Here is a 26,269-nt window from a genome sequence, read left to right on the forward strand (position 1 = left end):
TCAGGCGCTGTCGCGGGAGACCAACGCGGGAGGGAAGACGACCTGCTCGGCCTCGCGCTCCCCGACGTCGGCGAGCTGGTCGAGCAGCAGCCGGGTGGCCCGTTCCACCATCTCGCCGACCGGGTTGCGCACCGTGGTGAGGGTCGGCGAGGTCCGCTCGGCCACCTCGAGGTCGTCGTAGCCGACCACGGCGACGTCGCCGGGGACGCTGCGACCCGCCTCGGCGAGGGCGCGCAGGGCGCCCGCCGCCATCAGGTCCGAGGCGGCGAACAGGCCGTCGAGGTCGGGGTGCTCGGCGAGCAGCGCGCGACCCGCGGCAAGACCCCCGGACTCGGTGAAGTCGCCGCGCCGCACGGCCGAGGCCGACAGACCGGCGCCCTCCACGACCTCGCACCACCCGGCAAGTCGGTCGGCGCCCGCGGCCATGTCCGCCGGTCCGGCGATCGTCGCGAGCCGGCGCCGACCGCCGTCGAGCAGTCGCTGCGCCGCGAGCCGTCCACCCGCGACGTTGTCGGTGTCGACCCACGACAGGGTCTGCACCGCGGCCCAGGGCCGGCCCACGAAGACCGCCGGGAGGCCGAGGCCGCTGAGGTGCTCGGCCAGCCGGTCGTGCCGGTGGTGCGAGACGACGAGGGCGCCGTCGATGTTGCGTCGGCTCAGGTACCGCAGGAGGCGGCCCTCCTCGCCGGGGCGGGCGAGCAGCAGCACGAGCTGCAGGTCGCGCTCGTCGAGCACGCGGTTCACGCTGCGCAGCGTGTGGCCGAAGAACGGGTCCGCGAACACGCGCTCGTCGGGCTCCGGCACCACGAGCGCGACCGAGTCCGTGCGACGCGTCACGAGGCTGCGCGCGGCCGGGTTGGGCCGGTAGCCCAGGGTGCGGACCGCCTCCTCGACGGCGGTCAGCGCCCGTGGCGACACCCGATGACCGCCGTTGATGGCGCGCGACGCGGTGGCGCGCGAGACGCCCGCGAGCCGGGCGACCTCGTCGAGCGTCGGGGCACCACCGGGTGCCGTCAGGTCCTCGCTCACCCGTCGCACGTTAGAGGATCCCCTGCGCCGCCACGCGGGAGTACCAGAGAGCGCTCGACTTGGGCGTGCGCTGCTGGGTCTCGTAGTCGACGCGGACGATGCCGAACCGCTGGTCGTAGCCGTAGGCCCACTCGAAGTTGTCGAGCAGCGACCACACGAAGTAGCCGCGCACGTCGACCCCCTTCTCGATCGCCGCGTGGACCGCCCGCAGGTGTCCGGCGACGAACGCCAGGCGCTCGGGGTCGTCGACCGTGCCGTCGTCGGCCACGACGTCGGGGTAGGCGGCGCCGTTCTCGGTCACGTACACGGCCGGCAGGTCGTAGTCGTCGTTCAGCGCGACGAGCAGGTCGGTGAGTCCCTCGGGCTGGACCTCCCAGTCCAGACCGGTCACGGGCAGTCCCCGCCGCGGGAAGGTGATCGCCTCGCCGCCGGGATAGGGCGACGTGGTCTCCCGGGAGGGGTGCCGGATGCGGGAGCCGAGGAGGTCGGCGTCGCGGTGAGGACGGCCGGAGGCCGCGTCGCCGTGGTAGTAGTTCACGCCGAGCACGTCGATCGGTGCACCGATGAGCGCGAGGTCGCCGTCACGGATCGCCGACTGCCACGGGTGACCGCGCCAGCACAGCCCGTCGGTGAGCTGGTGGATCTCCTCGGCGTAGGACCCGCGCAGGATCGGGTCGAGGAACACCCGGTTGAACAGGTGCTCGACCCGGTGCGACGCGGCCACGTCGGCCGGCTCGGTCGGGTCGAAGGGCTCCGGCACGGTGAGGTTGAGCGTGATGCCCACCTGCCCGCCCTCGCGCCCGTCGACCCCGCGGCGGCGCAGCTCGTCGACGACCAGGCCGTGGCCGAGCATCAGGTGGTGCGCGGCCACGAGGCCCGCCACGCCCTCCTGTCGTCCGGGCGCGTGCTGGCCGCCGGTGTAGCCGAGGAAGGCCGAGCACCACGGCTCGTTCAGCGTGGTCCAGTAGGGCACGCGGTCGCCGAGGGCGTCGTGCAGCGTGAGGGCGTACTCGGCGAACCGGTGCACGGTGTCGCGGTTCGTCCAGCCGCCGGCGTCCTCGAGCACCTGCGGCAGGTCCCAGTGGTAGAGCGTCACCCACGGGGTGATGCCCCGGTCGAGCAGCGTGTCCACGAGCCGGGCGTAGAAGTCGACACCGCGCTGGTTCGGCTCCCCGCCGTCGGGCCGGACGCGTGCCCACGACGTGGAGAAGCGATAGGCGTCGAGGTTGAGCGACGCCATGATGTCGACGTCCTCCTCGACCCGGTGGTAGTGGTCGCACGCGACGTCACCGGTGTCGCCGTCGAGCACGGCTCCCGGGACCCGCGCGAACGTGTCCCAGATCGACGGGGTCCGGCCGTCCTGGTCGTGGGCTCCCTCGATCTGGAAGGCGGCGGTGGCCGCGCCCCAGAGGAAGCTGGAGGGGAAAGATGTCTCGGTCATCCCTTGACGGCTCCTTGCATGATGCCGGCGACGAGCTGTCGGCCGGCGAGGACGAACAGGATCAGGAGGGGCACCGTCGACATGGCCGACCCCGCGAGCACCAGGGCGTAGTCGGTCGACTGCCCCTGCCCGGTCAGGGCCAGCCGGTCGAGCGCCAGCTGCAGGGTCTCGGTGCGCTGCAGCGCGACGAGCGGCCACAGGTAGTCGGTCCAGACCGTCATGAACGTGAAGACGAACAGGATCGCCATCGCGGGCCGCCCCGCCGGGACCGCCACCGTCCAGAAGGTGCGCAGCATCGAGCAGCCGTCCATGCGGGCGGCCTCGAGCAGCTCGTCGGGCACGGCGTCCACGAGGTACTGACGCATGAAGAACACGCCGAAGGCCGTCACCAAGGTGGGCAGCGCCACCGCGACGAGCGTGTCGAGCAGCGCGTAGTCGCGCATCAGGATGAACAGCGGCACCATGGCCAGCTGCGTCGGCACGGCCATCGTCAGCACCACGAAGCCCATGAGCGCGTTGCTGCCGCGGAACCGCAGCTTGGCGAAGGCGTAGCCGGCGAGCGTGGAGAAGAACACCACGGACGTCGCGCACGCCGTGGACACGACGAGGCTGTTCACCATGGCCTGCCAGAACTCGACGGTGTCGAGCACGCGTGCGGCGTTCTCGAGGAAGTGCCCGCCGGGCAGCAGGGGCGGCGGGAACGAGGTGGCGCGCTCCCGCGTGTGGGAGCCGATGACGACGGACCAGTAGAGCGGCAGGGCGGAGCCGATGACGAACGCGGCCAGCAGGCCGTAGGTGACGAAGCCCGGACGCCTGCTCATCGCTCGCTCCTTCGGGTGGCTGCTCGGACGACGAGGAAGTTGACCAGCGCGATCGCGACGATCACGAGGAACAGCACCCAGGCGGCCGCGGAGGCACGTCCGTAGAACTGGTCCTCGATCCCGCGGGCGTACACGTAGAGCGTCGTCGTCATGTACTGCTGGCTCGGGCCGCCCTCGCGGGCCGGGGTGTCGTCGAAGAGCCGCGGCTCGGTGAAGATCTGCAGCCCGCCGATCGTGCTGGTGACGATGACGAAGATCATCGTCGGGCGCAGCAGCGGAAGCGTGACGGAGAAGAACTGGCGGACCCGACCGGCGCCGTCGAGTGCGGCCGCCTCGTAGAGGTCGCGCGGGATGGCCTGCATGGCGGCCAGGAAGATGAGCGCGTTGTACCCGGTCCAGCGCCAGTTGACCATGCCGGCGATGGCCACGTGGCTCCACAGCCGCTCGACGTGCCAGCGGATCGGCTCGAGGCCCAGCTCGGTGAGGGCGGCGTTCACGAGGCCGTAGCGGTCGGCGAACAGGCTGCCGAAGATCAGGACCGCCGCGGTCGGGGCCACCACGAAGGGCAGCAGCACGCTCATGCGCCACAGCCCGCTCGCCCGCAGCCGGGTGCTCAGCAGGGCGGCCACCAGCACCGCGATGACGACCTGCGGGATCGTCGACAGCACGAAGATGCTGAAGGTGTTGACCATGGACTTGCGGAACACCGGGTCGGCGAGGACGAACCGGAAGTTGTCGAGGCCGACGAACTCACCGCGCGAGTACGCGAGCCGGTCCCAGTCGTGCACGGCGAGGAAGCCGGTGTAGACGAGGGGGAAGAGGCCGACGAGCCCGAACAGGACGAAGAAGGGCGAGACGTAGAGGTACGGCGCCAGGCGCACGTCCCACTGGGACCGCCGCGCCCGGCGGAGGAGACGTCGCTCCTCCACCGGGCGCTCGAGGGTCGTGGTCACTGGAGCGCCTTCACCTCCGAGACGAACGAGGCCCACGACTCGTCGGGGTCGGTGCCCTGGTCGACCCGGTTGATGGCGTCCTGGAACTTGGTCAGGATGTCGGAGTAGAGCGGCCCGTGGAACGGCTGCACGTCGATCGCGTCGGCGCGCGAGGAGAAGATCTCACCGACCGGCGCGTCGTTGAAGTACTCGTCGGTCACCGACAGCAGGTCGGGGCTCTCGAGCGCCTCCACCTGCGACGGGAAGTTGCCGAGGGTCTCGAAGATCGTCAGCTGCTGCTCCGGCGCCGTGATCCAGGCGGCGAACTCGCGGGCCGCGTCCTGCTTCTTCGACGTCTGCGGGACCGCGAGGTAGGAGCCGCCCCAGTTGCCGCCACCGCCGGGGAAGACGTCGGCGATGTCCCACACGACGCCGTCGGGGGCGGGGTCGCCGGTGTTGTCCTTGATGGGGTTGCGCATCCAGCCCGGGCACGGGATCGTCGCGAAGCCGTCGCGCGCGAAGCCGGCGTTCCAGTCGTCGCTCCACTGCGCCGTCTGCGTCGAGAGGGAGTCGGAGCGGCTCGTGACGGTCTCCCAGACCTCCTTGAGCTCGGCGTTGTCGACGTCGACCGTGCCGTCCTCCTGCTCGAACGGGAACTCGACCTGGTTGAGCATGGCCTGGGCGATCGAGCCGGAGGCGTCGTACCAGGCGACGTCGGGGCTGGCCTTCGTGAACTTCTCGCCGAGGGCGAAGTAGTCGTCCCAGGTGGACATCAGGGCGGCCACCTCCTCGCGGTCGCTCGGCAGGCCGGCCTTCTCGAACAGGTCGGCGCGGTAGCAGATGGCCTCGGGCCCGGCGTCGGTCGCGTAGCCCAGGAGGGCGCCGTCGGCGGTGGTGGCCTCCTTCTCCTTGAAGTCGAGCCAGCGGCCCTTCACGTCGTCGCTGGCGAGGTCGACCCAGCGATCGGGCGCGGCGACGATCGCGGGCATGAAGTCGCCCTCGACCGCCACGACGTCGGGCAGGCCGGTGCCGGCCTGGAGCATGGTGTTGAGCTCGTTCTTCCAGTCGTCCCACTTGGAGACCTTGGTCTGCTTGACCGGGGTGTCGGGGTTGTCCTCGTTCCACTGCTTCACGAGGTCGTCGTAGCCGAACTCCCCGAACGTGGTGAGCTCGATGGTGCCGGTGGCGTCGTCGTCGCCGCCGCCACCACCGCAGGCGGCGGTCAGGCCGAGGGCGGCCGTGGCCAGCCCGAGGGCGAGTCGGTGGGTGGTCTTGCGCACGATGGTCTCCTGGGGGCGGGGTGGGGAAACACCCCTCGCCCGGCGGGGTGAGAGCGCTTCCATGATGTGATGGCCGTCACTGTGCCGCGCTCCATGGGGATTTGTCAACGCTCACCACAAAATAGATGGAAGCGCTTCCACTTCGGCCCGCGATGTGATCCACTGTGAGCCATGACACAGGTGCGGTACGTCCAGGCCAGACACACGTATCCGGGTGCCGAGCGCCCGGCCGTGGCCGACCTCGACCTCACGGTCGACGACGGCGAGCTGCTCGTGCTCGTCGGTCCGTCGGGCTGCGGGAAGTCCACGTCGCTGCGGATGCTGGCCGGGCTCGAGGAGATCAGCGGCGGCAGCATCTGGATCGGCGACAGGGACGTGACCCACGTGGCGCCGAAGGACCGCGACATCGCCATGGTCTTCCAGACCTACGCCCTGTACCCCCACCTGAGCGTGGGCGAGAACATGGCGTTCGCCCTCAAGGTCGCCGGCGTCCCCAAGAGCGAGCGCGCCGCACGGGTGGCCGAGGCCGCCACCATGCTGGACCTGACGAAGGTCCTCGACCGCAAGCCCAAGGCCCTCTCCGGCGGCCAGCGCCAGAGGGTCGCGATGGGCCGGGCGATCGTGCGGCAGCCGCAGGTGTTCTGCATGGACGAGCCGCTCTCGAACCTCGACGCCAAGCTGCGGGTCTCGACCCGGACCCAGATCTCGGCCCTGCAGCGTCGCCTCGGCACCACGACCGTCTACGTCACCCACGACCAGGTCGAGGCGATGACCATGGGCGACCGGGTCGCCGTGCTGAACGACGGCGTGCTGCAGCAGGTCGACACCCCGCTCGCGCTGTTCGACCGGCCGGCGAACCTGTTCGTCGCCGGCTTCATCGGGTCGCCGTCGATGAACCTGCTCCCGCCCGACGTCCTCGACCTGCCCCTCGATCGCGCGGCGGTCGCCCGCGCGGGTGCCGACGGCGTGACCCTCGGGCTCCGGCCCCAGGCGCTGCGGCTCGCCGGGCCGGAGGAGACCGGTCTCGACGTCGTGGTCGACCTCGTCGAGGAGCTGGGGTCCGAGGCCTACCTGTACGGCCGTCCGCCCGCCGGCGGTCAGCGCGTCGTGGCCCGGATCGACGGTCGTGCCGGGATCGCGCCCGGCGAGAAGGTCACCCTCGTCGCGGACCCCGCGGCGGTGCACGTGTTCGACACCGCGTCGGGCGAGCGGCTCAGCGCCTGACGAGGAACGACGCGTCGAGGTCCTCCGCACGCGGGCAGCCCAGCAGGGCCAGCGTCGAGTCGAGCTCGGCCACCAGCTGTTCCAGCACCGCCTGCGCCCCGGCGGCACCGTCGCGCGCCAGGCCCCAGAGCACGGGTCGTCCGACCAGCGCGGCGTCGGCACCGAGGCACAACGCCTTGGCCACGTCCCAGCCCCGCCGGATGCCTCCGTCGACGAGCACCGCGGCCCGACCGTCGACGGTCTCGACGACCGGGGGCAGCGCCTCGGCCCCGGTCAGCACGGTGTCGAGCTGGCGTCCTCCGTGGTTGGACACGATCACACCCGCCGCCCCCACGTCGACCGCCCGAGCGGCGTCGTCCGGGCGCAGGATCCCCTTCAGCAGCAGCGGCATCCCGGCGGCCTCGGCGAAGGTGTGCACGTCGTCCCAGGTGAGCGTGGGGTCGTGCATGGCGAAGATCTGCTCGGTGGTGAGCGGAGCACCGCCGGGGTTGAGCGCGATCGGGTGCGTGACGCTGAACCCCGTGCGCCTGTCGCGCTCGCGCCACCCCGCCACGGGGAAGTCGACCGTGAGCACGAGCGCCTCGTAGCCGGACTCCTTCGCCTCGGCCACCAGGTCGAGCGAGACCTGCCGGTCCTTGAACACGTAGAGCTGGAACCAACGGTCCGGGCCCGCCACCCGCGCGACGTCGGCCGGCGACGTGGTGGTCTGCGACGACAGCACGAACGTGGAGCCGGTGGCGGCCGCGGCCCGGGCCGTGCCGCGCTCGGCGTCCTCGTGGGCGTGCCGCTGGTAGGCCATCGGCGCCACCACCACCGGGTGCGAGCGACGTCGGCCCAGCAGGTCGACCGACAGGTCCCGCTCACCGACGTCGACGAGCACCCGCGGCGCGAGCCGCACGTCGCTCCAGCTGGTCTCGTTGGCACGCAGCGTGATCTCGTCCCCCGCACCGCCCGCGAAGTAGCCGTGCGCGCCCGCGCCGAGCAGGTCCTCGAGGTCCATGGCTCGAGGCTAGGTCACGCGCGGAACCGCGCGAGGAACGCCGCGGTGCGCGGGTCCTGCGGGGCCTCGAACAGCTGTTCCGGCGGACCGATCTCGACGATCTCGCCGTCGGCCAGGAAGGCCACGACGTCGCTCGCCTCGCGTGCGAACGACATCTCGTGCGTGGCCATGACCACGGCGATGCCGTCGGCCCGCAGGCCGCGGACGACGTCGAGGACCTCACCGACCAGCAGGGGGTCGAGCGCCGACGTGATCTCGTCGAGCAGCAGCACCTCGGGATCCATCGCCAGGGCGCGGGCCAGCGCGACTCGCTGCTGCTGACCACCGGACAAGGAGTCCGGGTACGCCGACGCCTTGTCGGCCAGGCCGACCCGGTCGAGCAGCGCGAGGGCCCGCGTCCGGGCGTCGGCCCTCGACACGCCCGCCGCCTTCGTCGGCGCGAGCACGAGGTTCTGCAGCACGCTGAGGTGCGGGAAGAGGTTGTAGGCCTGGAAGACGATGCCGATGCGGCGTCGGATCGCGTCGATGTCGACGCGGGGATCGGTGATGTCCTGCTCGGACCCCGCGTCGTCGGCCAGCCAGACGGTCCCGTCGTCGACGGTCTCCAGCAGGTCGATGCACCGCAGCAACGTCGACTTCCCGCTGCCGGACGCACCGATGAGGCAGACGACCTGCCCGGGCTCGACCACGAGGTCGATGCCCCTCAGCACCTCGGTGGAGCCGAACGACTTGCGCAGCTGCTCGATCCTCAGCATCAGGCACCCGCCTCCCTGCGCATGCTGCGGATCGACAGCCAGTCGGCGACCCGCGCGATGACGATGGTCGCCGCGATGAACAGCACGGCGGAGACCACGAGCGGCGTGAACACGAAGTCGCGGTTCGAGATGATGTTGGCCTGCCGCAGCGCCTCGACCAGGCCGATGGTCGACAGCAGGGCGGTGTCCTTCTGCAGCGACACGAAGTCGTTGAGCAGCGGCGGCACCTGGCGGCGCAGGGCCTGCGGCAGCACGACATGACGGAGCGTGCGCCCGTAGGACAGCCCGAGGGCGCGGCCGCTCGCCCACTGCGTCGGGTGGACCGACAGGATGCCGGCGCGGATCACCTCGGCCACGTAGGCGCCGTAGCTGAGCGTGAGCGCGACGACGCCGAGCCAGAACAGGCTGGTCGGCAGTCCCGTCAGGTTGAGCGCCGGGACGCCGAAGCCCACGAGCAGCACCACCAGCAGAGTCGGCGTGCCGCGGAAGACGTCGGTGTACACCGTGGCGATGAGCCGCAGCGGGGCCATGGCCGGCGACGGGACCACGCGCACCACCGCGACCACGAGGGCGACGACGAGGATCAGCACCTCGCACACGAGGAACAGCCGCACGTTGAGCCAGAAGGCCTCGGCGATCGGTCCGGCGGAGTCCTTCGCGTCCTGCCAGTCGAAGAAGGTGCGCTGCACCCGCTCCCAGCCGGGGGCGTTCAGCACGACGAGGACCACCACGGCGAGGACCACGAGGGTGGACCCCGCCGCGACGCCCCCGCGACGCAGCGCCCGGGAGCGGCGGTACCGCTCCCGGGCCTGCTGGCGCTCGCTGGGCTGGTGGTGGGTGGTCAGGACTGGCTCAGCTCGGGCACGTCGACCTCGGTCGACAGCCACTGCGTCTGCAGCTTCTCGAGGGTGCCGTCGTCGGCGAGCGCGTCGACCGCGGCGCTCACGCACGGGGTCAGCGGCGAGTCCTTGTCGAGCAGCAGGCCGAACTCCTCGGACTCACCCGTGCGCGGCTCGAACTGGCCGACGAGCGTCGCACCGTCGAGCTCGGCGGACACGAGGTAGAACGCGGTGGGGACGTCGGCGATGATCGCGTCGACCTGGCCGTTCTGCAGCGCCTGCGCGGCCTTGGAGGTGTCGTCGTAGACGAGCGGGTCCGACGAGAGGCCGAGCTGCTCGGTGGCCTCGAGCGACGTGGTGCCGACCTGGGCACCGACCTTGGCGTCCTTCAGGTCCGCCAGGCTCGTGACGTCGGCGTACTCGGAGTCCTCGAGGGTGATCACGCCCTGCTGGGCCTTGTAGTACGGGCTGGAGAAGTCGACGACCTTCTCGCGCTCCTTCGTGATCGAGAACTGGTTGACGTCGAAGTCGAACGCCTTGTCGCCCGGCTTGACCGCCTCGTTGAAGCCCTGCGTGATCCACGTGATCTCGTCGGGCCCGAAGCCCAGCTTCTGGGCGACCGCGCGGGCGACGGCGCCCTCGTACCCCTTGCCGTTCGTCGGGTCGTCGTCGGTGAACCACGGCTCGTACGCGGGGGTGTCGGTGGCGATCGTCAGGGTTCCGGCCTCGTGCAGGTCGAGGTCGTCGCCCTGGCACTGGTCCAGCGAGACGGCGCCGGCGGAGTCGTCGGAGGAGTCCGACTCGTCGGCGGGGGCACAGGCGGTGGCGAGGGCGAGCGTGGCTGCAGCAGCGGCAGCAGCAACCATGGGGAGGGGGGTCAGGCGCATGGGCGAAATCGTACGGCGCGCCCGTCGTCAGGCCGTGAAGTGCCCGGCCAGTGAGCCGAGGATCGGCTTCCAGTCGCGCACCACGTGCTCACCGACGAATCCCGCAGCCACGAAGGGGTCGGCGGCCACGAGGGCCTCGACCTGCTCGCGCGAGTCGGCGCGGAACACCAGCACCGCCTCGCGACTGTCGGACGCCGGGCCGCTGATCAGCAGCTCGGGCAGGTTCGCGAGGTAGTCGCGGTGCTCGGTGCGCAGCGTCGCGAGCTGCTCCTCGGGCGCTCCGTAGGTGTAGGTCACGGCGAAGATCGACATGCACGTCACTCTAGGCGTCACTGTTGCTGTGCAACTGGTTGCATATGTACTCTCGGACCATGGCGCTCGAGCACGCGATCCTCGTGTCCCTCGCGGAACGCTCCGCCACGGGCTACGAGCTGGCGCGCCGCTTCGACGCCTCGATCGGCAACTTCTGGAAGGCCAGCCACCAGCAGATCTACAAGGTGCTGGGCCGCATGGACGCCGACGACCTCGTGACGTCGCAGGTCGTGGCCCAGGACGGACGGCCCGACAAGAAGGTCTACGCCATCACCGACGCCGGCCGTGCGGAGCTGGTCCGGTTCACCACCGAGCCGTCGACCATGGAGCCGCTGCGGTCGGCCTTCGCGGTCAAGCTGCGTGCCCTCGAGCACGGCGACCGCGACGCGATCCTGGCCGACGTGCACCGCAAGCGTGCCGAGCACGCCGAGAAGCTCAGCTACTACGAGGCCAGCGCCGAGCGCTTCTACCCCGACCCCGACGCCCTCGACGCCGCCGACGTCGGCCCGTGGCTCGTGCTGCGCGGCGGGATCCTCGGCGAGCAGACCGCGATCAGCTGGTGCGACGAGATCCTCGCCCGGCTCGAAGGGCCCGCACCCCGATGACGAGCACGCAGAGTCCGAGGGTCACGGCCGTGCCGATGAGCACCGCGTGCACCCAGAAGAACGCGGTGGGCGCACTGCTCCAGGCCTCGCCGGCCCACGCGCGCTCGTCGTCGACGATCGCCTTCGCGAACCGCGGCCAGATGACCACGTTGAAGACGCCTGCCACCACGAGCACCCACGCCGAGACTCTCGAGATCACAGGACCAGTATGAGCACCCCGACCCAGCCCCCGTCGTCGCAGCCCAGCCCGTTCACCCAGCCCGACCACCAGGACTACCCGCACCTGCTGAGCCCGCTCGACCTGGGCCACACGACGCTGCGCAACCGCGTGATCATGGGCTCGATCCACAGCAAGCTCGAGGACCGGCGCAAGGACCTGCCGAAGCTCGCCGCCTACTTCGCCGAGCGCGCGAAGGGTGGCGTGGCGCTGTCGGTCACGGGCGGCTTCTCGCCCAACCGCACGGGCTGGCTGCTGCCGTTCGGCGGCACCATGAACAACGGCTCGTTCGCCGACGCCCACCGCGTGGTCACCGACGCCGTGCACGAGCACGACGGCAAGATCGCGATGCAGATCCTGCACGCCGGTCGTTACGGCTACCACCCGCTGGTCAAGAGCGCGTCGCGTCGCAAGTCGCCCATCAGCCCCTTCCGGCCGCGTGCGTTCTCGGCCAAGGAGATCGACCGCACCGCCAACGACTTCGCCAAGGCGGCGGCGCTGGCCCAGCGCGGTGGGTACGACGGCGTCGAGATCATGGGCTCCGAGGGCTACCTGATCAACCAGATGATCACCGCCCGCACGAACACCCGCGACGACGCGTGGGGCGGCACGGCCGAGAAGCGCATGCGGTTCCCCGTCGAGATCGTGCGGCGCACCCGCGAGCTGGCCGGCGACGACTTCATCATCATGTACCGCCAGAGCCTGCTGGACCTCGTCGACGACGCCCAGTCGTGGGACGAGACGGTCGAGCTGGCGCTCAAGGTCCAGGAGGCCGGCGTCTCGATCATCAACACCGGCATCGGCTGGCACGAGGCCCGCGTGCCCACCATCGTCACGTCGGTGCCGCGCGCGGCCTTCGCGCCGCTCACCGGGCGGCTGCGCGAGGCCCTGGCCGAGAACGGCGCCGCCGTGCCGGTCGTCGCCTCGAACCGCATCAACACCCCCGAGGTCGCCGAGCAGGTGCTCGCGTCCGGCCAGGCCGACCTGGTCTCCATGGCCCGTCCGCTGCTCGCCGACCCCGACTTCGTGGCGAAGGCCGCCGAGCGCCGCAGCGACGAGATCATCACCTGCATCGCCTGCAACCAGGCCTGCCTGGACCACACGTTCAAGAACCAGCGCGCCACCTGCATGCTCAACCCGCGGGCCGGGCACGAGACCGAGCTGGTGCTGCTGCCCACGCGCGCGGCCAAGCGCGTGGCCGTCGTCGGTGCGGGTCCGGCCGGGCTCGCCGCCGCCGTCGAGCTGGCGGGTCGCGGCCACGCCGTGGAGCTGTTCGAGTCCGACGCGACGATCGGCGGGCAGTTCAAGCTCGCCGCGCGCATCCCCGGCAAGGAGGAGTTCGTCGAGACCCTCCGCTACTACACGCGCATGCTCGAGGTCCGCGGCGTGACCGTGCACCTCGGGCGTCGGGCCGACCTGGACGACCTGACCGGCGGGGGTTCCGGGCCACGGGCGGAGGAGGGCAGAGCGTTCGACGAGGTCGTCCTCGCCACGGGCGTCGAGCCTCGGATACCCACGATCCCGGGGATCGAGCACCCGAGCGTCCTGCGCTACGACGAGGTCGTGAACGGTGCACCCGTCGGCGACACGGTGGCCGTGCTCGGCGCCGGCGGCATCGGCTTCGACGTGTCGGAGTTCCTGCTGCACGACGTGCACGAGTCGCTCGAGCACTGGATGCAGCGCTGGGGCGTGACCGACCCCGCCCTGGAGCGCGGCGGACTCACGACCAAGGTGCAGGCGCCGCCGCGCCGGCAGGTGTACCTGCTGCAGCGCAAGCACTCCGCGCACGGCAAGGGCCTGGCCAAGACCACCGGCTGGGTGCACCGCCAGACCCTGAAGGACTCCGGGGTCGAGTTCGTGGGTGGCGTCACCTACGACCGCATCGACGACGACGGCCTGCACGTGACCGTCCGTCGTGACGAGAAGGACGAGACCGGGGAGGCGCTCTTGCTCCGGGTGGACACCATCGTGGTGTGCACCGGTCAGGAGTCCGTGCGCGACCTCGTCGAGCCGCTCGAGGCCGCCGGCGTGACCACGCACGTGATCGGCGGCGCCGACGTCGCCGCCGAGCTGGACGCCAAGCGCGCCATCAAGCAGGCGACCGAGCTCGCTGCGCGCATCTGAACCATCCACATCGAGGGAGAACACATCATGGAGACCACCCAGATCCGCCTCGCGGCCTACCCCGTCGGCGAGCCGAAGGACAGCGACTTCGAGACCGTCACGGTCGACCTGCCCGAGCTGCAGGAGGGCCAGGTGCTGCTGCGCTCGGTGTACCTGTCGCTCGACCCGTACATGCGCGGCCGGATGAGCCAGGCGAAGTCGTACGCCGCCTCGCTCGCGCTCGGCGACGTCGTGCTCGGCGGGACCGTGTGCGAGGTCGTGGAGTCCCGCGCGGAGAACCGGAAGGTCGGTGACCTGGTGCTCGCGTTCATCGGCTGGCAGACGCACGCCGTCGTCGACGCGCGTCAGATGAAGGGCCTGGACCCGTCGGTCGCGCCCGTCTCGACCGCTCTGGGTGTGCTGGGCATGCCGGGCTTCACGGCCTACGCGGGACTGCTCGAGATCGGCAAGCCGAAGGAGGGCGAGACGGTCGTCGTCGCGGCGGCCGCCGGCCCGGTCGGCTCGGCCGTCGGCCAGATCGCCCGACTCAAGGGCGCCCGGTCCGTCGGCATCGCCGGCGGCGAGGAGAAGGTGCGGCTGCTGCGTGAGCACTTCGGCTTCGACGTCGCGCTCGACCACCGCTCGCCGACGTTCGCCGACGACCTCGAGGCCGCCACGCCCGACGGGGTGGACGTGTACTTCGAGAACGTCGCCGGGCCGGTCGGCGAGGCGGTGCTGCGCCGCACCAACACCTACGCGCGCGTGCCGGTGTGCGGGCTCGTGGCCAACTACAACGCCACGTCGGCCCCGGAGTCGTCGCTGAGCTTCCCCGCGTTCATGAACCTCGTGCTGTCGCGCAGCCTCACTGTCCGCGGCTTCATCCAGGACGAGTTCACGCAGAGCCACGGCGCCGACTTCGCCCGCGAGATGGGCCAGTGGGTCTCCGAGGGCAAGGTGGCCTACCTCGAGGACGTCGTGGACGGTCTCGACAACGCCGTCGACGCCTTCCGTGGCCTGCTCACGGGTCGCAACGTCGGCAAGCTGCTGGTCAAGGTCGGGGACGACCCGACCCTCTGACCCTCAGGCCGCGTCGTCGAGGCGGGCGGCGCGGCTTCCCCGGGGAACCGCCACGCGCACCGCGTTGCGCTCCACGGTGAACTCCGCCGGCGTGGTCGCGAGCAGCTCGCCGTCGAGGTTGATCGGCATCGGATCGTCGGTGACCACCCGCACGCGGCGGGTCGTCAGGTGGTGCACGCGCTCGTGCTCGACGAACCGGCCACTCCTCAGCAGCCGCGCGATCGAGACGTGGTCGGCGAGGCGCCCCCTCTCGATCGCGTACACGTCGAGCAGGTGGTCGTCGAGCGAGGCGTTCGGCGCCACCGTGTTCCCGCCGCCGTAGTGCCGGCCGTTGCCGACGGCGACCTGCAGCAGGTCGTCGAGCTCGAGCGACTCGTGGCCGTCGAGCTCGAGCCGGGCCGAGAAGCCCCGGTGCCCACGGAACGCCGCGAGGGTCGCGACCGGGTAGGCCGCCGGCCCGAGCCGACGCTTGAGACCCGGCGTGAGCCGCTCGGTGACCGCGACCGAGAGCCCCAGCGACGCGACGTTGACGAAGGCGTGGCCGTTCACGCGTCCCAGGTCGACGTCGACGACCTCGCCGGTGAGGACGGCGCGGACCGCCGCCTCGACGTCGACGGGGATCTCGAGCGTGCGGGCGAAGTCGTTGGCCGTGCCGAGCGGCAGCACCACGAGCACGGTGCTCGTGCCGGCGACCCGCGCCGCCGCGCACGAGACCGTGCCGTCGCCGCCGCCGACGACGAGCACGTCGGGGGCGTCGGCCATGACACGGTCGAGGGTGGCGACGAGCTCGGCGCCCGAGTGCACCGCATGGCTGCGCAAGGAGGCGGGGGGATGCTCCAGCACCAGACGCTCGGCACGGTCGAGGGCGAGCGCGCCCTGCCGTGCGTTGGTGTTGACGACGAGGGCCACGGTGGATTCGGGTCGGTCGATCAGGGTACGGACGTCCATGACCACGACGCTAGGAACGCCTGATGAGGAGTGCGTGAGGGGACGATGTGGACCCCCTCAGAATTCTCTCGAGGTGCGATCTCGTCAGGAATCTCTAGCGTTGATCGTCGGACGTGATCCGTCCGTACCCAACCGAAAGGACCCCCATCATGGGCCTCATCTGGCTTCTCATCATCGGTCTCGTCGCCGGCCTCCTGGCCCGCGCCATCGTCCCCGGCAAGGACTCGATGGGCATCCTCGCCACCATCGTGCTCGGCGTCGTCGGCTCGTTCGTCGGTGGCCTCATCGGCGCGCTGTTCTCGTCCGACCGCAGTGTCACGGACCTCTCCACGAGCGGTCTCATCCTGTCGATCGTCGGCGCCATCGTCGCCCTGCTGATCTACCGCCAGGTGCGCGCTCGCGCCTGAGCGTCACCCGCACACGACGACGCCCCCGCACCGTTCGGTGCGGGGGCGTCGTCGTGCTCGTCGGGCCTAGAACCAATGGTTCCGGCCGCCGACCGCGCGGCCCGTGGCGCCGAGGATCCAGAGGATCACACCGACGACCAGCAGGATGCCGCCGATCGTGTACAGGATCGAGATGTCCAGGACTGCGCCCAGGATCAGCAGGATGACTCCGAGGATGATCATGCGGTTCCCTCCCTCTACCCTGACGTATTTCGTCGTGGGGCGCCCTTCAACGTACGGGTTTCGCGGCGATCCGCATCTTGGCGCGATCAGGACGACCGTCGACATACTGGGTCCATGACACGGATCCACCTGCTGCGAGCGGTCAACGTCGGCGGCGCGAAGCTAACCATGGCCGAGCTGCGGGACCTCGCGTCCGGCCTCGGCGCGGCCGACGTGAGCACCTACATCGCGTCCGGCAACCTGCTCTGCACGCCCCCGGGCGACCCGGCCACCTTCGACCGCGCCCTCGAGCAGGCGGTGCAGGAGAGGTTCGGGTTCTTCCGCGAGGTCATCTCCCGCGACGTCGACGAGCTTCGCGCGGCGCTGCAGGCCCACCCGTTCGAGGTGGTGGAGGCAAAGTTCTCGCACGTCTACTTCCTCCTCGCCGAACCCGCTCCCGACGCGGTCCAGGCCTTCGAGAGCACGGACTGGGGTGGCGACGAGGTGCGTGTGATCGGCCGCGACCTGCACATCCGCTACTCCGACGGCGTGGCCGGCACGAGGCTCACCCCGGCCCGCATCGCAAAGCTGCTCGGGCACCACGGCACGGGCCGCAACCTGCTCACCGTCGCGAAGCTGGTCGAGCTCGCGGACGCCTAGGGTTCGAGCATGCTCCCCTTCTCGCAGGTCGACGTCTTCACCGACACCCTCGGGCTCGGCAACCCGGTCGCCGTCGTGCACGACGCCGACGGCCTCGACGAGGACGCGATGGCCGCGTTCGCCCGGTGGACCAACCTGAGCGAGACCACCTTCCTGCTCACCCCCACCGTCCCGGACGCCGACTACCGGCTGCGGATCTTCACCCCCGGCGGTGAGCTCCCGTTCGCCGGTCATCCCACCCTCGGCTCGGCCCGCGCCTGGCTCGAGGCCGGCGGGCAGCCGCGGTCCGGCGACCGGCTCGTGCAGGAGTGCGGTGTCGGTCTGGTGGCCGTGCGCCCGGACGACGACCTGCTGGCCTTCGCTGCTCCGGAACGCATGCGCTCCGGTCCCGTCGATCCCGCCGAGGTCGAGGCCGTCACGTCGGCGCTCGGCCTGCACGCCCACGACGTGGTCACGGCTCACTGGTGCGACAACGGCCCTGGCTGGATGGGGCTGCTGCTGCGTGACGCGGCCACGGTTCTCGCCGTCGACGGCGACCGGGCCCACCTGCTCGGGGCGAGCGGCGCCCACGACAAGGTCGGTCTCGTCGGCCTGCACCCCGACGGCGACGTGGCGCTGGAGGTCCGTGCCTTCTTCCCCGGCGGGGTGGGCGAGGACCCGGTCACCGGGAGCCTCAACGCCGCGGTCGCCCAGTGGCTCGTCGCCGAGGGGACGCTGCCCGACCGCTACGTGGCCGCCCAGGGCACCGCACTCGGTCGACGCGGCCGCGTGCACCTAGAGCGCGACGGGGACACGACATGGGTCGGCGGGCGCACCGTCGTCGGGATCCGTGGGACCGTGGCGCTGTGACCCGACTCTGGCACGCCACCACCGCGGTCCTCGGCCTCGTCGCCCTGGTCGGGCAGACGATCCTGACGGCGGACGAGGGTCGCAGCCTGGTGAACCTGTTCAGCTACTTCACCATCGAGTCGAACATCCTGGTCGTCGTCACGTGCACGCTGCTCGCGATACGGCCCGACCGGGGCGGTCGCGCCTTCGGCATGCTGAGGCTGGCGAGCCTGACGGGCATCACCGTCACCGGCATCGTCTACGCGACGGTGCTGGCCGGCAACGTCGACATGACGGGCGTGGAGTGGTGGCTCGACAAGATCTTCCACTACGTCGTCCCGATCCTCACGGTCGTAGGCTTCCTCGCGCTGCGGCCCCGCACCAGCCTCGACTGGTCGGCGCTGGGTGGACTGGCGTTCCCGGTGCTGTGGCTCACCTACACGCTCGTCCGCGCGCAGGTGGCCGAGCCGACGTTCCTGCTCACGCCCACCCAGACCGCGCCGGTGCCCTACGGCTTCCTCGACGCAGCGGAGTCCAGCGCGGGGGCCGTCGCCGTCGTGTGCGTCGTGCTGACGGCGGTGTTCGTGGCGCTGGGATCGGCGGCGATCGCCTACAGCCGGCGCGCGTCCGACTGATCGGAGGTCGCCAGCTCGCGCAGCGCGACCTTCCAGGCGTCGACGACGTCGGAGGTGCCTGCCCGCGGACTCAGGATCCCGGCGAGGTGCGCACCGGTGAGCAGGTCGATCGTGAACTGCACCAGCATCGGGCTCCGGGGATGGTCGGCGCCGACCAGCCGCGTGACGCCCCGATGGACCGTCCGGTAGATGCGTTCCTGCAGCGGCAGCAGCGCGGCGCGGAGGTCGTCGTCGGTGCGAGCGGCCACCCACAGCTCCAGCGCGACGGCGAAGGCCGGCGACTGCAGCTCGCGCCACACCAGGTCGACCACGTCGTCCCAGCTGGCGGGGGCGGGGTCGTCGTCGCGAGCGGTGGTGAGCAGCTCGAGCCGCCGCTCGACGACGTCCTCCACGACGGCGCCCATGAGCGCACTGCGGGTCGGGAAGTGGTGCAGCAGCGTGCCGCGCGCGACACCGGCCTGCTGCTGCACGTGACCGACCGTGGTCGCGCCGTACCCGCCCTCGAGCAGGCAGGTGAAGGCTGCCTCGAGCAGGCGCTCGCGCGTGGCGACGGACCGCTCCTGCTGAGGGCGCCGGGACGTCGACATGGCCGCGACCCTACCTGGCAGCGTGGGGCGGGCGCCTTGCGCGCGAGGGGGCGACCAGCGATGATCGACGAAACAGTCTGGTCGGACGGGATCAAGGAGTGACCATGGCATCGAGGTCCCGTGGGACGCGATGGATCGAAGGCGCACGCACGGTCGCGCCGGTCCTCGCGAGCACCGCGAAGGTGATGGCGACCGACCTGGTCGCGCGCGTGCGGCCGGCGTCGGCCCCACCGGCACCGACGGTCGACGTTCCCGCGCCCGCCGGCGCCCAGGGCTACGCGCGGCACGTGCACGCCCAGCGCGACGTGGCCGCCCCACCCGCCGACGTGGTCGCGCTCGCCACCGACCTCGACCGCGCGCACGAGTGGCTCACCCTCCACCTCAGCTGGCGCGGCGGGCGACCGGACCGGATGGTCGAGGGCGCGGAGTTCGTGCAGCAGATCTCGCTCATGGACATCCCGGCGCAGGCGCGCTGGCAGGTCGAGCGCGCCGACGCCGACGGCTTCGCGCTGCGCGGCACGGGCCCGATGGGCATCACCGTGGGGCTGTGGTGCACCGTCGTGGCGCACGACGGCGCCTCGGCCGTCCGGCTCGACGGAGCACTCGACGGACCGCCGGTGCGGGGGCCGGTGGGCCTCACCGCCGTGCGCAGCGTCGAGACCGCGCTGGCCACGTCGCTCGACGCGCTCGCCGGACTGCTGACCGGCAGCGGCGGGCCCGCACGCATCCCTGACGAGCCCGTGCTGCACGAGACGAGCGGGCGGCTGCTCGACCCGACGACGCCGGTCCTCGTCGGCGTCGGCCAGGTCGTGGTCCGCACGCCGGACCTGTCCGACCCGATCGAACCGGCGGCCATGGCGGCACAGGCACTGCGCGCCGCGGCCGAGGACAGCGGCATCGGCTCCGACCTGCTCGCCCGGGCCGACCTGGTCCACGCCGTGCCGAGCGCCTCCTGGACCTACCCCGACCAGGCCGGGCTCGTGGCTCGGCTCGCGGGAGCCGACGACGCCGGCACCGTCCAGACCTCGCCCTACGGCGGCGACGGTGGACAGCTCGCGCTGAACGACGCAGCCCACGAGGTGGCCGAAGGTCGCGCGCACGTCGTGCTGGTGAGCGGTGCCGAGGCCGGCGCCACGGTCGCCGCCCTGCAGGCGCAGGGCCGGGAGCCGGACTGGACCCGTCAGCCGGCCGACGCCGCACCGGACCGGGTCATCGGCACCGACCGTCCCGCGAACAACGAGGCCGAGACGAGCGTCGGCCTCGGGGCCCCGATCTACGCCTACGCCCTGCTGGAGTCGGCGCTGCGTGGTGCCGCCGGGACCGACGAGGCCGCGCACCGCGCCCGGATCGCCGACCTGTGGGCCCGGCACAGCGCCGTGGCCGTCGACAACCCCTACGCGTGGGACCGGACCGAGCGCACCGCCGACGAGATCGCGACCGCGACCCCGGACAACCGAGCGGTCAGCGACCCGTACACGAAGCTGATGTGCGCGAACCTGCAGGTCGACCTCGCCGCAGGGGTCGTCGTCACGAGCGTCGCGGCCGCGCACGCCCTCGGCATCGCCCAGGAGAGGTGGGTCTTCCTGCATGCCGGCGCCAGCGCCACAGACGAGTGGTTCGTCTCCGAACGTGCCGACCTGGCCTCGTCGCCGGCCATCGCGGCCGCAGGCGCTGCCGTGCTCGACCACACCGGCATCACCGCCGACAACCTCGGACCGGTCGACCTGTACTCGTGCTTCCCCGCGGCGGTGCAGCTGGGCGCGCAGGCGCTCGGCCTGCCGTGGGACGACCCGGCGCGTCCGCTCAGCGTCACCGGCGGACTGACGTCGGCGGGCGGGCCGGGCAACGGCTACGGACTGCACGCGGTGGCGTCCCTCGTGCCGCTGCTCCGCGAGCAGCCCGACGCGTACGGCCTGTCGAGCTCGCTCGGCTGGTACGCCACCAAGCACGCACTGGGCGTCTACTCCGCCCGGCCCCCGGAGCGACGGTTCGCGCACCTGCGCCCGGCGTTCGACCGACCGGCACCCCGGCCTGCCCTCACCGACCTCGACGGGGACGCGGTCGTCGAGGCGGTGACGGTCCTGCGTGACCGCGACGGCAGCGCGGAAGCCGCCATCGTCGCGGCACTCACGGCCGGCGGCGCTCGGGTGCTGCTGCGTCGCGAGAGCGCCGACGACGTCGCGCTGCTCACCTCGGCCGATCCCCTGCGTCGCACCCTCCGGATCGAGGAGGACCGGCTCGTGCTGGTCGGCGACCGGCAGCCGCTGCCCGGCCCGCCGCCGGCACCCGTGCGCACCGCGCGCGACGGCGACGACGTCTGGGTGGTCACGCTCGACCGCCCACGGGTGCGCAACGCGATCGACCGGCTCACCGCCCAGCTCCTGGAGCGTGCCGTCGACGACGCCGAGGCCGACGACACGATCCGCTCCATCGTGCTCACCGGCGCGGGAGGCACGTTCTGCGCGGGCATGGACCTGGCCGGGGCGAACCGGGGCGAGGTCCCCGTGACGGACCGGCGCGGTCCGCTGGGGCTCACCGCCGAGCCACCGACGAAGCCGACGGTCGCCGCCGTGGAGGGTGCCGCCCTGGCGGGCGGGTTCGAGCTGGCCCTGTGCGCCGACCTCGTGGTCGCGGCCGACGACGCCACCTTCGGCCTGCCCGAGGTGAAGCGGGGGTTGCTCGCGGCCGCGGGCGGGCTGTGGCGCGTGTCGACCCGGCTGCCCCGCGCCGTCGCGCTCGAGCTGGCCCTGGTCGGGGACGCGCTTCCGGCCGCCCGACTGGCCGAGGTCGGGCTCGTCAACGCCGTCGTCCCGCGCGGCCAGGCGCTGGAGCACGCCCTCGACCTCGCGCATCGGATCGCCGCCAACGCCCCGCTCTCGGTCGCCGTGGGCAAGCGGATGGTCGACGCGGCACCCGGGTGGTCGCCCGACGAAGGCTTCGCGCGGCAGAGCGAGCTGGCCAGCCCCGTGCTGCTGTCCGACGACGCCCGCGAAGGGGTGGCGGCGTTCGCGCAGAAGCGACCGCCCGTGTGGACCGGGCGCTGACGCCGGGCCGGACGTAGGCTCGACGGCGTGGACGTCGGCACGGATCGCGGTGGGGTGGAGCAGGCAGCCCGGATCGTGTCCGCAGGGCGCCTGCTGGTCCTGACCGGGGCCGGCGTGTCCACCGACTCCGGCATCCCCGACTACCGGGGGCCGGGCCGTCTCTCGACGCCCACTCCGATGACCATCCAGCAGCTGCGCTCGGGCCCCGAGGCGATGCAGCGGTACTGGGCGCGGGCGCACCTCGGGTGGTCACGGATGGGGCACGCGGAGCCGAACGCGACCCACCACACGCTCGTGGAGTGGGAGCGCGAGGGTCGGCTGGTCGGTCTCGTCACGCAGAACGTCGACGGCCTGCACGAGCGCGCCGGGCACCAGGACGTCGTGGACCTGCACGGTCGGGTGGACCGGGTGCTCTGCATGGACTGTGGCGACGTCACCCCGCGCGAGGAGGTGCAGCGGCGGCACGAGGAGCTCAACCCCGGCTGGAGCGACCAGACCGTCGTGCACGGACCCGACGGCGACGTGCAGCTCGACGACACGTCCGGCTTCGTCGTCGCCCCGTGCCGGGTGTGCGGTGGCCGGCTGCGACCCGACGTCGTGTTCTTCGGCGGCAGCGTGCCCAAACCGGTGGTCGAGCACTGCTTCGACCTCGTGGCGCAGGCGTCGGCTGTGCTGGTGCTGGGCTCGAGCCTGCACGTGATGAGCGGGCTGCGCTTCGTGCGACGTGCCGCGGCCCTCGGCACCCCCGTGGTGGTCGTGAACCGCGGGCCCACGCGCGGCGACCCGCTCGCGACCGTGAAGATCGACGCCGGATGTGCCGAGACGCTCGGCGATCTGGCGATAGCCTTCGCGTGAACCGAGAGAAGGATCCAGCATGAGCGTGCAGCCGCCCCCTCCCCCGACCACACCGCCGACGTCGCCGGCGCCCGGCGGCTACCCGGTCACGATCACCTTCGACCTGCCGGATGGCGTGGCACGCTGGCGTCCCCTCGTGCAGTGGATCCTGGCGATCCCGCACTTCGTGGTGCTGTGGGTCATCGGCATCGCTGCGAGCCTGGCCGTGATCGCCGCGTGGTTCTGCGGTGTGATCCTCGGACGGGTTCCGCGTGCCCTGCTCGACCTCATCGCGATGTACCTGCGCTACTCGGCGAGCGTCAGCGCCTACGCAGGATTCCTGCACGGGACGTACCCGAAGTTCGCGATCGACGCGTCGACCGCCGACCCCGGCACCGACCCGCACGTGCACGTCGACGTGGTGCCCCAGGTCGAGGGACGGAGCCGCCTGACGATCTTCTTCCGCATCCTGATGCTGATCCCTCAGATGTTCGTGCTGTACTTCGTCACCATCGCGGCGGCCGTGGTGCACGTCATCGGCTTCTTCGCCGTCATCGTCCTCGGCCGCTGGCCCGAGGGGATGCGTGACTTCGTCGTCGGGTGGCTGCGCTGGAACCAGCGCGTCTCGGCCTACGCCTACCTGCTGACCGACGACTACCCGCCGTTCAGCCTGCGCTGAGACGACGGGCTCGCCGGCGGCGGAAGCGGTGACGCCTCGCGGTCAGGCCGTGCCGGGACGCGCCACCAGCACGCGGGCCGAGCCGGTCACGTGCCAGTCGCCGGCCGCGGCGGGCACGGCGTAGGTCTGGCCCCTGGCGATCGCCAGGTCACCCCCGGCGCAGCGGAGCGTCCCCGATCCGTCGAGCACCACGAGGGCGGCGAAGCCGGCCGGGACGACCGCACCGTCGACGGCGAGGTCGAGGCGGAAGAACGGGTCGGCCTCCGTCGGCAGCAGCGACGTGAGCGGGTCCGCGGCGGCGTCGAGGTCGCGGTGCACGGACAGCTCGGCCAGCCGCTCGGTCGACGTCGCGGCGTGCTCGAGGGCCTGCATGGCCAGGTCGAAGCCGAGCCCCAGGTGCGACTCGTCGCGGGTGGACGTCGTGATCGACCACTCCAGCAGGATCGAGAAGTCGGTCGGCTCCTGCGCCTCGGCCACGAACACGCCCTCGCCGATGGCGTGCGGCGTGCCGGCCGGCACCAGGATCCCGTCGCCGCGGCGCACCTCGATGCGGTGCATGTGCCGCAGCATCCACGCGCCGTCCTGCTCGTCGCGGGCGCGGACCACGTCGCGCGGGTCCACGTCGTCGACCCAGCCCAGGTGGACGGCGGCACCGGGCTCGGCGTCGAGCACCAGCCACGCCTCGGTCTTGCCGTACGGGCAGTCGAGGTGCCGGGCGGCGAAGGAACGGTCCGGGTGCACGTGCACGGGCAGCCGCTGTCCGGCGTCGAGCAGCTTGAGCAACAGGCCGACGTCGCCGGGCCACGCGCCGACGCCTCCCGTCCACGTCTGCGGGTCGGCGACCACGAGGTCGCGCAGCAGCGTGCCGTCCTGCGTGGACGACAGGCCGAGGCGTGCGTCGCCCTCACGCGAGACCGTGGCGGCGATCCACTCCTCGGGCTGGTGGTCCGACGTCGTCGTGATGCCGCGCAGCGCCGCGATCCGACCACCACCTCGGTAGAAGTGGTCGATCAGGTTGGGGCGCAGCGCCACCGGCAGCGGGCTCACCCGATCAGCTGAGCTGCCGCAGCCGGACGGTCTCGGGGAGAGCGGCGAGCTCGCCGAGCACGTCGGCCGTGACGGCCTCGGCCACGTCGGTCACGACGTAGCCCAGCTGGCCGCGGGTCGACAGCGACTGCGCCTCGATGTTGACGCCCCGCTCGCCGAGCAGGCCGTTGATGGTGGCCAGCACGCCGGGAGCGTTCTGGTGCACGAGCGCGATCCGCTGTCGGCTGTTGTCGGCCGGCAGGTTCATCTCCGGGAAGTTCACGCTCAGCGACGTGCTGCCGAACGCCGCGTAGGAGCGGAGCTTCGAGGCGACGAAGCGGCCGATGTCCTGCTGCGCCTCCTCGGTGGAGCCACCCACGTGCGGCGTGAGGATGACGTTCGGGATGCCGCGCAGCTCGGACTCGAACGGGTCGCCCTGGCGCTTGGGCTCGACCGGGAAGACGTCGAGCGCGGCGCCGGCGATGTGACCGGACTCCAGGTGCGCGCGCAGGGCCGTCGTGTCGACGGCGATGCCACGGCTGAGGTTGAGGAACAGCGCACGCGGCTTCATGAGGCGCATCTGCTCGTCGCCGAACAGGCCCGCGTTGCCGGGGCGACCGTCGACGTGCAGCGTCACGACGTCGGCCTGCTCGAGCAGCTCCTCCAGCGTGGAGCAGCGCTGGGCGTTGCCCAGGGCGAGCTTGTCGTCGATGTCGTAGAAGACGACCTTGAAGCCGAGCGCCTCGGCCACGACCGACAGCTGGCTGCCGATGTTGCCGTAGCCGACGATGCCGAGCGTGCGGCCGCGCACCTCGTGGCTGCCGGCGGCGGACTTGTTCCACACGCCGCGGTGCATGTCGGTGGACTTCTCGTGCAGGCGACGGGCGAGAGAGATGATCTCGGCGATGGCGAGCTCGACGACCGAGCGCGTGTTGGAGTAGGGCGCGTTGAAGACCGCCACCCCCTTGGCGCTCGTGGCCTCGAGGTCGATCTGGTTGGTGCCGATGCAGAAGGCACCGATGGCGATGAGGTCCTCGGCGGCCTCCAGCACCTTCGGCGTGATGTAGGTGGTGGAACGGATGCCGAGCAGGTGGACGCCCTGGATCGCCTCGATCAGCTCGTCCTCGCCGAGCGCACCGGCGTTGGTCTGCACGTCGTATCCCTTGCCGCGCAGGAAGTCGCGTCCGTCGGCGTGGATGTTCTCGAGCAGCAGGACCTTGACGTCGGCGTCGTCGATCGTCGTGGCCGGCTGGGTGGCGTGGGGGTTCACGGTCATCATCATGGGGGACGTCCTCGGGTCAGCGGTGTCGGGGCTGACGCGGGGCCCAGGCGAACGGTCCCTTGTCTGGTGCAGTCGTGCGGAGGTCGGGCTCCCTGGTGGTATCCACCTCAACGCCAGTCGCGCCGACCACCCCAGTCTACGGGGTGCGGTAGGAGCCCACGAACTTCTCGAGCACCTCGGGCGGGATGGGCTGGTCGAGGTTGGCCAGACGCACCTGGCCCTGCGCGATCAGCTTGCCGTCGGCCCCGGTCGAGTCGAGGTGCCAGAGCTGCTGGGTGCGGCCTCGGTGGATGGGGGTCGCGGTGACCGTGATCGTGTCGCCGACCTTGGCCTGACGGATGAAGTCGGTGGAGTTGTTGGTGCCGACCACGACGCCCCTCTCGCCCAGCCACATCTGCCCGGCCACGCTCGCGGTCGACTCGTGGACCGCGCAGTAGATGCCGCCGTGCGGGATGCCGAACGGCTGCAGGTGGTGCTCGGTGATCGTGAACCGCACGACCACCTTGTCGGGAGTCAGCTCGACGTGCTCCACGCCGAGCACGCCGTCGAGGCCGGGAACGTCGCTCATGGGGCGAGCGTAGGACCTCCGACGGACCGGTCGACGAGCGGGCGACTT

Annotated in this window: 28 protein-coding genes; 11 read left to right on the top strand and 17 right to left on the bottom strand. The window is 71.8% G+C overall.

Annotation, left to right across the window (positions count from 1 at the left end; translation table 11 throughout):
• From ASF37_RS05815 to ASF37_RS05835, 5 genes are read right to left on the bottom strand one after another with little or no spacing between them, the layout of a single operon-like run.
• Window positions 1-1,029, bottom strand: coding sequence for a LacI family DNA-binding transcriptional regulator (locus ASF37_RS05815; RefSeq protein ID WP_235493084.1), 1,029 nt, complete (start codon window positions 1,027-1,029; stop codon window positions 1-3).
• A gap of 10 nt (window positions 1,030-1,039) precedes the next feature.
• Window positions 1,040-2,470: a GH1 family beta-glucosidase gene (locus ASF37_RS05820; RefSeq protein WP_056579466.1), complete on the bottom strand. Its 1,431-nt coding sequence runs from the start codon at window positions 2,468-2,470 to the stop codon at window positions 1,040-1,042.
• The gene (locus tag ASF37_RS05825; RefSeq protein ID WP_082480638.1) at window positions 2,467-3,291 is read right to left on the bottom strand and encodes a carbohydrate ABC transporter permease; all 825 of its coding nucleotides are present in this window, start codon (window positions 3,289-3,291) and stop codon (window positions 2,467-2,469) included. Before ASF37_RS05825 ends, ASF37_RS05820 begins: the two co-directional genes overlap by 4 nt.
• Window positions 3,288-4,244 carry a carbohydrate ABC transporter permease gene (locus ASF37_RS05830; protein ID WP_200914473.1) on the bottom strand — a complete coding sequence of 319 codons (957 nt, stop codon included), beginning with the start codon at window positions 4,242-4,244 and terminating at the stop codon, window positions 3,288-3,290. The genes ASF37_RS05825 and ASF37_RS05830 overlap by 4 nt, the downstream gene beginning before the upstream one ends.
• A complete protein-coding gene (locus tag ASF37_RS05835) occupies window positions 4,241-5,503 on the bottom strand; it encodes an ABC transporter substrate-binding protein (protein WP_235493082.1) in 1,263 nt (420 codons plus the stop codon). The genes ASF37_RS05830 and ASF37_RS05835 overlap by 4 nt, the downstream gene beginning before the upstream one ends.
• 171 nt (window positions 5,504-5,674) lie before the next feature.
• Between ASF37_RS05835 and ASF37_RS05840 the strand changes: the two genes are divergently transcribed.
• Window positions 5,675-6,727, top strand: coding sequence for an ABC transporter ATP-binding protein (locus ASF37_RS05840; protein ID WP_056579467.1), 1,053 nt, complete (start codon window positions 5,675-5,677; stop codon window positions 6,725-6,727).
• Here ASF37_RS05840 and ASF37_RS05845 read toward each other — a convergent pair.
• Genes ASF37_RS05845 through ASF37_RS05865 form a run of 5 tightly spaced genes read right to left on the bottom strand, consistent with a single transcriptional unit; the run spans window position 6,717 to window position 10,520 of the window.
• Window positions 6,717-7,727: an alpha-hydroxy acid oxidase gene (locus ASF37_RS05845; protein WP_056556987.1), complete on the bottom strand. Its 1,011-nt coding sequence runs from the start codon at window positions 7,725-7,727 to the stop codon at window positions 6,717-6,719. The two genes, ASF37_RS05840 and ASF37_RS05845, sit on opposite strands and share 11 nt — an antisense overlap.
• A 14-nt stretch (window positions 7,728-7,741) precedes the next feature.
• Complete coding sequence (locus tag ASF37_RS05850) at window positions 7,742-8,482, bottom strand: amino acid ABC transporter ATP-binding protein (protein WP_055962240.1); 741 nt, start codon at window positions 8,480-8,482, stop codon at window positions 7,742-7,744.
• Window positions 8,482-9,369 carry an amino acid ABC transporter permease gene (locus ASF37_RS05855; RefSeq protein WP_235499958.1) on the bottom strand — a complete coding sequence of 296 codons (888 nt, stop codon included), beginning with the start codon at window positions 9,367-9,369 and terminating at the stop codon, window positions 8,482-8,484. The genes ASF37_RS05850 and ASF37_RS05855 overlap by 1 nt, the downstream gene beginning before the upstream one ends.
• On the bottom strand, window positions 9,324-10,208 hold the full coding sequence (locus tag ASF37_RS05860; RefSeq protein WP_056579469.1) for an ABC transporter substrate-binding protein: 885 nt from the start codon (window positions 10,206-10,208) through the stop codon (window positions 9,324-9,326). The genes ASF37_RS05855 and ASF37_RS05860 overlap by 46 nt, the downstream gene beginning before the upstream one ends.
• Before the next feature lie 27 nt (window positions 10,209-10,235).
• A complete protein-coding gene (locus ASF37_RS05865; RefSeq protein ID WP_055962246.1) occupies window positions 10,236-10,520 on the bottom strand; it encodes a YciI family protein in 285 nt (94 codons plus the stop codon).
• Between the two features lie 59 nt (window positions 10,521-10,579).
• Here ASF37_RS05865 and ASF37_RS05870 point away from each other — a divergent pair, with 59 nt between their 5' ends.
• Window positions 10,580-11,125, top strand: coding sequence for a PadR family transcriptional regulator (locus ASF37_RS05870; RefSeq protein WP_055966061.1), 546 nt, complete (start codon window positions 10,580-10,582; stop codon window positions 11,123-11,125).
• Here the strand turns inward: ASF37_RS05870 and ASF37_RS05875 are convergent.
• Entirely contained in the window at window positions 11,073-11,324 is a 252-nt protein-coding gene (locus tag ASF37_RS05875) for an SCO4848 family membrane protein (RefSeq protein ID WP_055962249.1), read from the bottom strand. The two genes, ASF37_RS05870 and ASF37_RS05875, sit on opposite strands and share 53 nt — an antisense overlap.
• Window positions 11,325-11,333: 9 nt before the next feature.
• On the opposite strand from ASF37_RS05875, the gene ASF37_RS05880 reads away from it, so the two are divergent.
• Window positions 11,334-13,466, top strand: a complete 2,133-nt coding sequence (locus tag ASF37_RS05880) for an NADPH-dependent 2,4-dienoyl-CoA reductase (protein ID WP_082506423.1) — start codon at window positions 11,334-11,336, stop codon at window positions 13,464-13,466.
• 27 nt (window positions 13,467-13,493) lie between these two features.
• Window positions 13,494-14,522 (top strand): NADP-dependent oxidoreductase, encoded by a 1,029-nt coding sequence (locus tag ASF37_RS05885; RefSeq protein WP_056579470.1) that lies wholly within the window; start codon window positions 13,494-13,496, stop codon window positions 14,520-14,522.
• A gap of 3 nt (window positions 14,523-14,525) precedes the next feature.
• Here ASF37_RS05885 and ASF37_RS05890 read toward each other — a convergent pair whose 3' ends face one another.
• On the bottom strand, window positions 14,526-15,470 hold the full coding sequence (locus tag ASF37_RS05890; RefSeq protein WP_055962254.1) for a lipid kinase: 945 nt from the start codon (window positions 15,468-15,470) through the stop codon (window positions 14,526-14,528).
• Window positions 15,471-15,619: 149 nt separating this feature from the next.
• Here ASF37_RS05890 and ASF37_RS05895 point away from each other — a divergent pair, with 149 nt between their 5' ends.
• A complete protein-coding gene (locus ASF37_RS05895) occupies window positions 15,620-15,877 on the top strand; it encodes a GlsB/YeaQ/YmgE family stress response membrane protein (protein ID WP_055962257.1) in 258 nt (85 codons plus the stop codon).
• Window positions 15,878-15,943: 66 nt separating this feature from the next.
• Here ASF37_RS05895 and ASF37_RS17445 read toward each other — a convergent pair whose 3' ends face one another.
• Entirely contained in the window at window positions 15,944-16,099 is a 156-nt protein-coding gene (locus ASF37_RS17445; protein ID WP_164468785.1) for a DUF6131 family protein, read from the bottom strand.
• Between the two features lie 114 nt (window positions 16,100-16,213).
• Here ASF37_RS17445 and ASF37_RS05900 point away from each other — a divergent pair, with 114 nt between their 5' ends.
• The 3 genes from ASF37_RS05900 to ASF37_RS05910 are packed head-to-tail and all read left to right on the top strand — an operon-like array spanning window position 16,214 to window position 18,201.
• Window positions 16,214-16,738 (top strand): DUF1697 domain-containing protein, encoded by a 525-nt coding sequence (locus ASF37_RS05900; RefSeq protein ID WP_056579471.1) that lies wholly within the window; start codon window positions 16,214-16,216, stop codon window positions 16,736-16,738.
• A 9-nt stretch (window positions 16,739-16,747) separates the two neighbouring features.
• Window positions 16,748-17,587, top strand: coding sequence for a PhzF family phenazine biosynthesis protein (locus ASF37_RS05905; protein WP_056579473.1), 840 nt, complete (start codon window positions 16,748-16,750; stop codon window positions 17,585-17,587).
• A complete protein-coding gene (locus ASF37_RS05910) occupies window positions 17,584-18,201 on the top strand; it encodes a Pr6Pr family membrane protein (protein ID WP_056579475.1) in 618 nt (205 codons plus the stop codon). The genes ASF37_RS05905 and ASF37_RS05910 overlap by 4 nt, the downstream gene beginning before the upstream one ends.
• On the opposite strand, the gene ASF37_RS05915 is transcribed toward ASF37_RS05910, so the two are convergent.
• Window positions 18,177-18,788 carry a TetR/AcrR family transcriptional regulator gene (locus ASF37_RS05915; RefSeq protein WP_056579477.1) on the bottom strand — a complete coding sequence of 204 codons (612 nt, stop codon included), beginning with the start codon at window positions 18,786-18,788 and terminating at the stop codon, window positions 18,177-18,179. The genes ASF37_RS05910 and ASF37_RS05915 overlap by 25 nt on opposite strands.
• 104 nt (window positions 18,789-18,892) lie before the next feature.
• Between ASF37_RS05915 and ASF37_RS05920 the strand changes: the two genes are divergently transcribed.
• Genes ASF37_RS05920 through ASF37_RS05930 form a run of 3 tightly spaced genes read left to right on the top strand, consistent with a single transcriptional unit; the run spans window position 18,893 to window position 23,345 of the window.
• Window positions 18,893-21,832, top strand: a complete 2,940-nt coding sequence (locus tag ASF37_RS05920) for a crotonase/enoyl-CoA hydratase family protein (protein ID WP_200931185.1) — start codon at window positions 18,893-18,895, stop codon at window positions 21,830-21,832.
• 27 nt (window positions 21,833-21,859) lie between these two features.
• Window positions 21,860-22,687, top strand: coding sequence for an NAD-dependent protein deacetylase (locus ASF37_RS05925; RefSeq protein ID WP_056556962.1), 828 nt, complete (start codon window positions 21,860-21,862; stop codon window positions 22,685-22,687).
• Between the two features lie 19 nt (window positions 22,688-22,706).
• On the top strand, window positions 22,707-23,345 hold the full coding sequence (locus ASF37_RS05930; RefSeq protein ID WP_056579479.1) for a DUF4389 domain-containing protein: 639 nt from the start codon (window positions 22,707-22,709) through the stop codon (window positions 23,343-23,345).
• 42 nt (window positions 23,346-23,387) lie between these two features.
• Here ASF37_RS05930 and ASF37_RS05935 read toward each other — a convergent pair whose 3' ends face one another.
• From ASF37_RS05935 to ASF37_RS05945, 3 genes are all read right to left on the bottom strand, one after another.
• Window positions 23,388-24,392: a class I mannose-6-phosphate isomerase gene (locus tag ASF37_RS05935; protein ID WP_056575324.1), complete on the bottom strand. Its 1,005-nt coding sequence runs from the start codon at window positions 24,390-24,392 to the stop codon at window positions 23,388-23,390.
• Window positions 24,393-24,396: 4 nt separating this feature from the next.
• Window positions 24,397-25,653, bottom strand: coding sequence for a phosphoglycerate dehydrogenase (serA, locus tag ASF37_RS05940; RefSeq protein WP_055962281.1), 1,257 nt, complete (start codon window positions 25,651-25,653; stop codon window positions 24,397-24,399).
• 136 nt (window positions 25,654-25,789) lie between these two features.
• A complete protein-coding gene (locus tag ASF37_RS05945) occupies window positions 25,790-26,221 on the bottom strand; it encodes a PaaI family thioesterase (protein ID WP_056579481.1) in 432 nt (143 codons plus the stop codon).
• Between the last annotated feature and the right edge of the window lie 48 nt (window positions 26,222-26,269).

This window comes from Aeromicrobium sp. Leaf289 (assembly GCF_001423335.1).
Taxonomy (GTDB): Bacteria; Actinomycetota; Actinomycetes; order Propionibacteriales; family Nocardioidaceae; genus Aeromicrobium.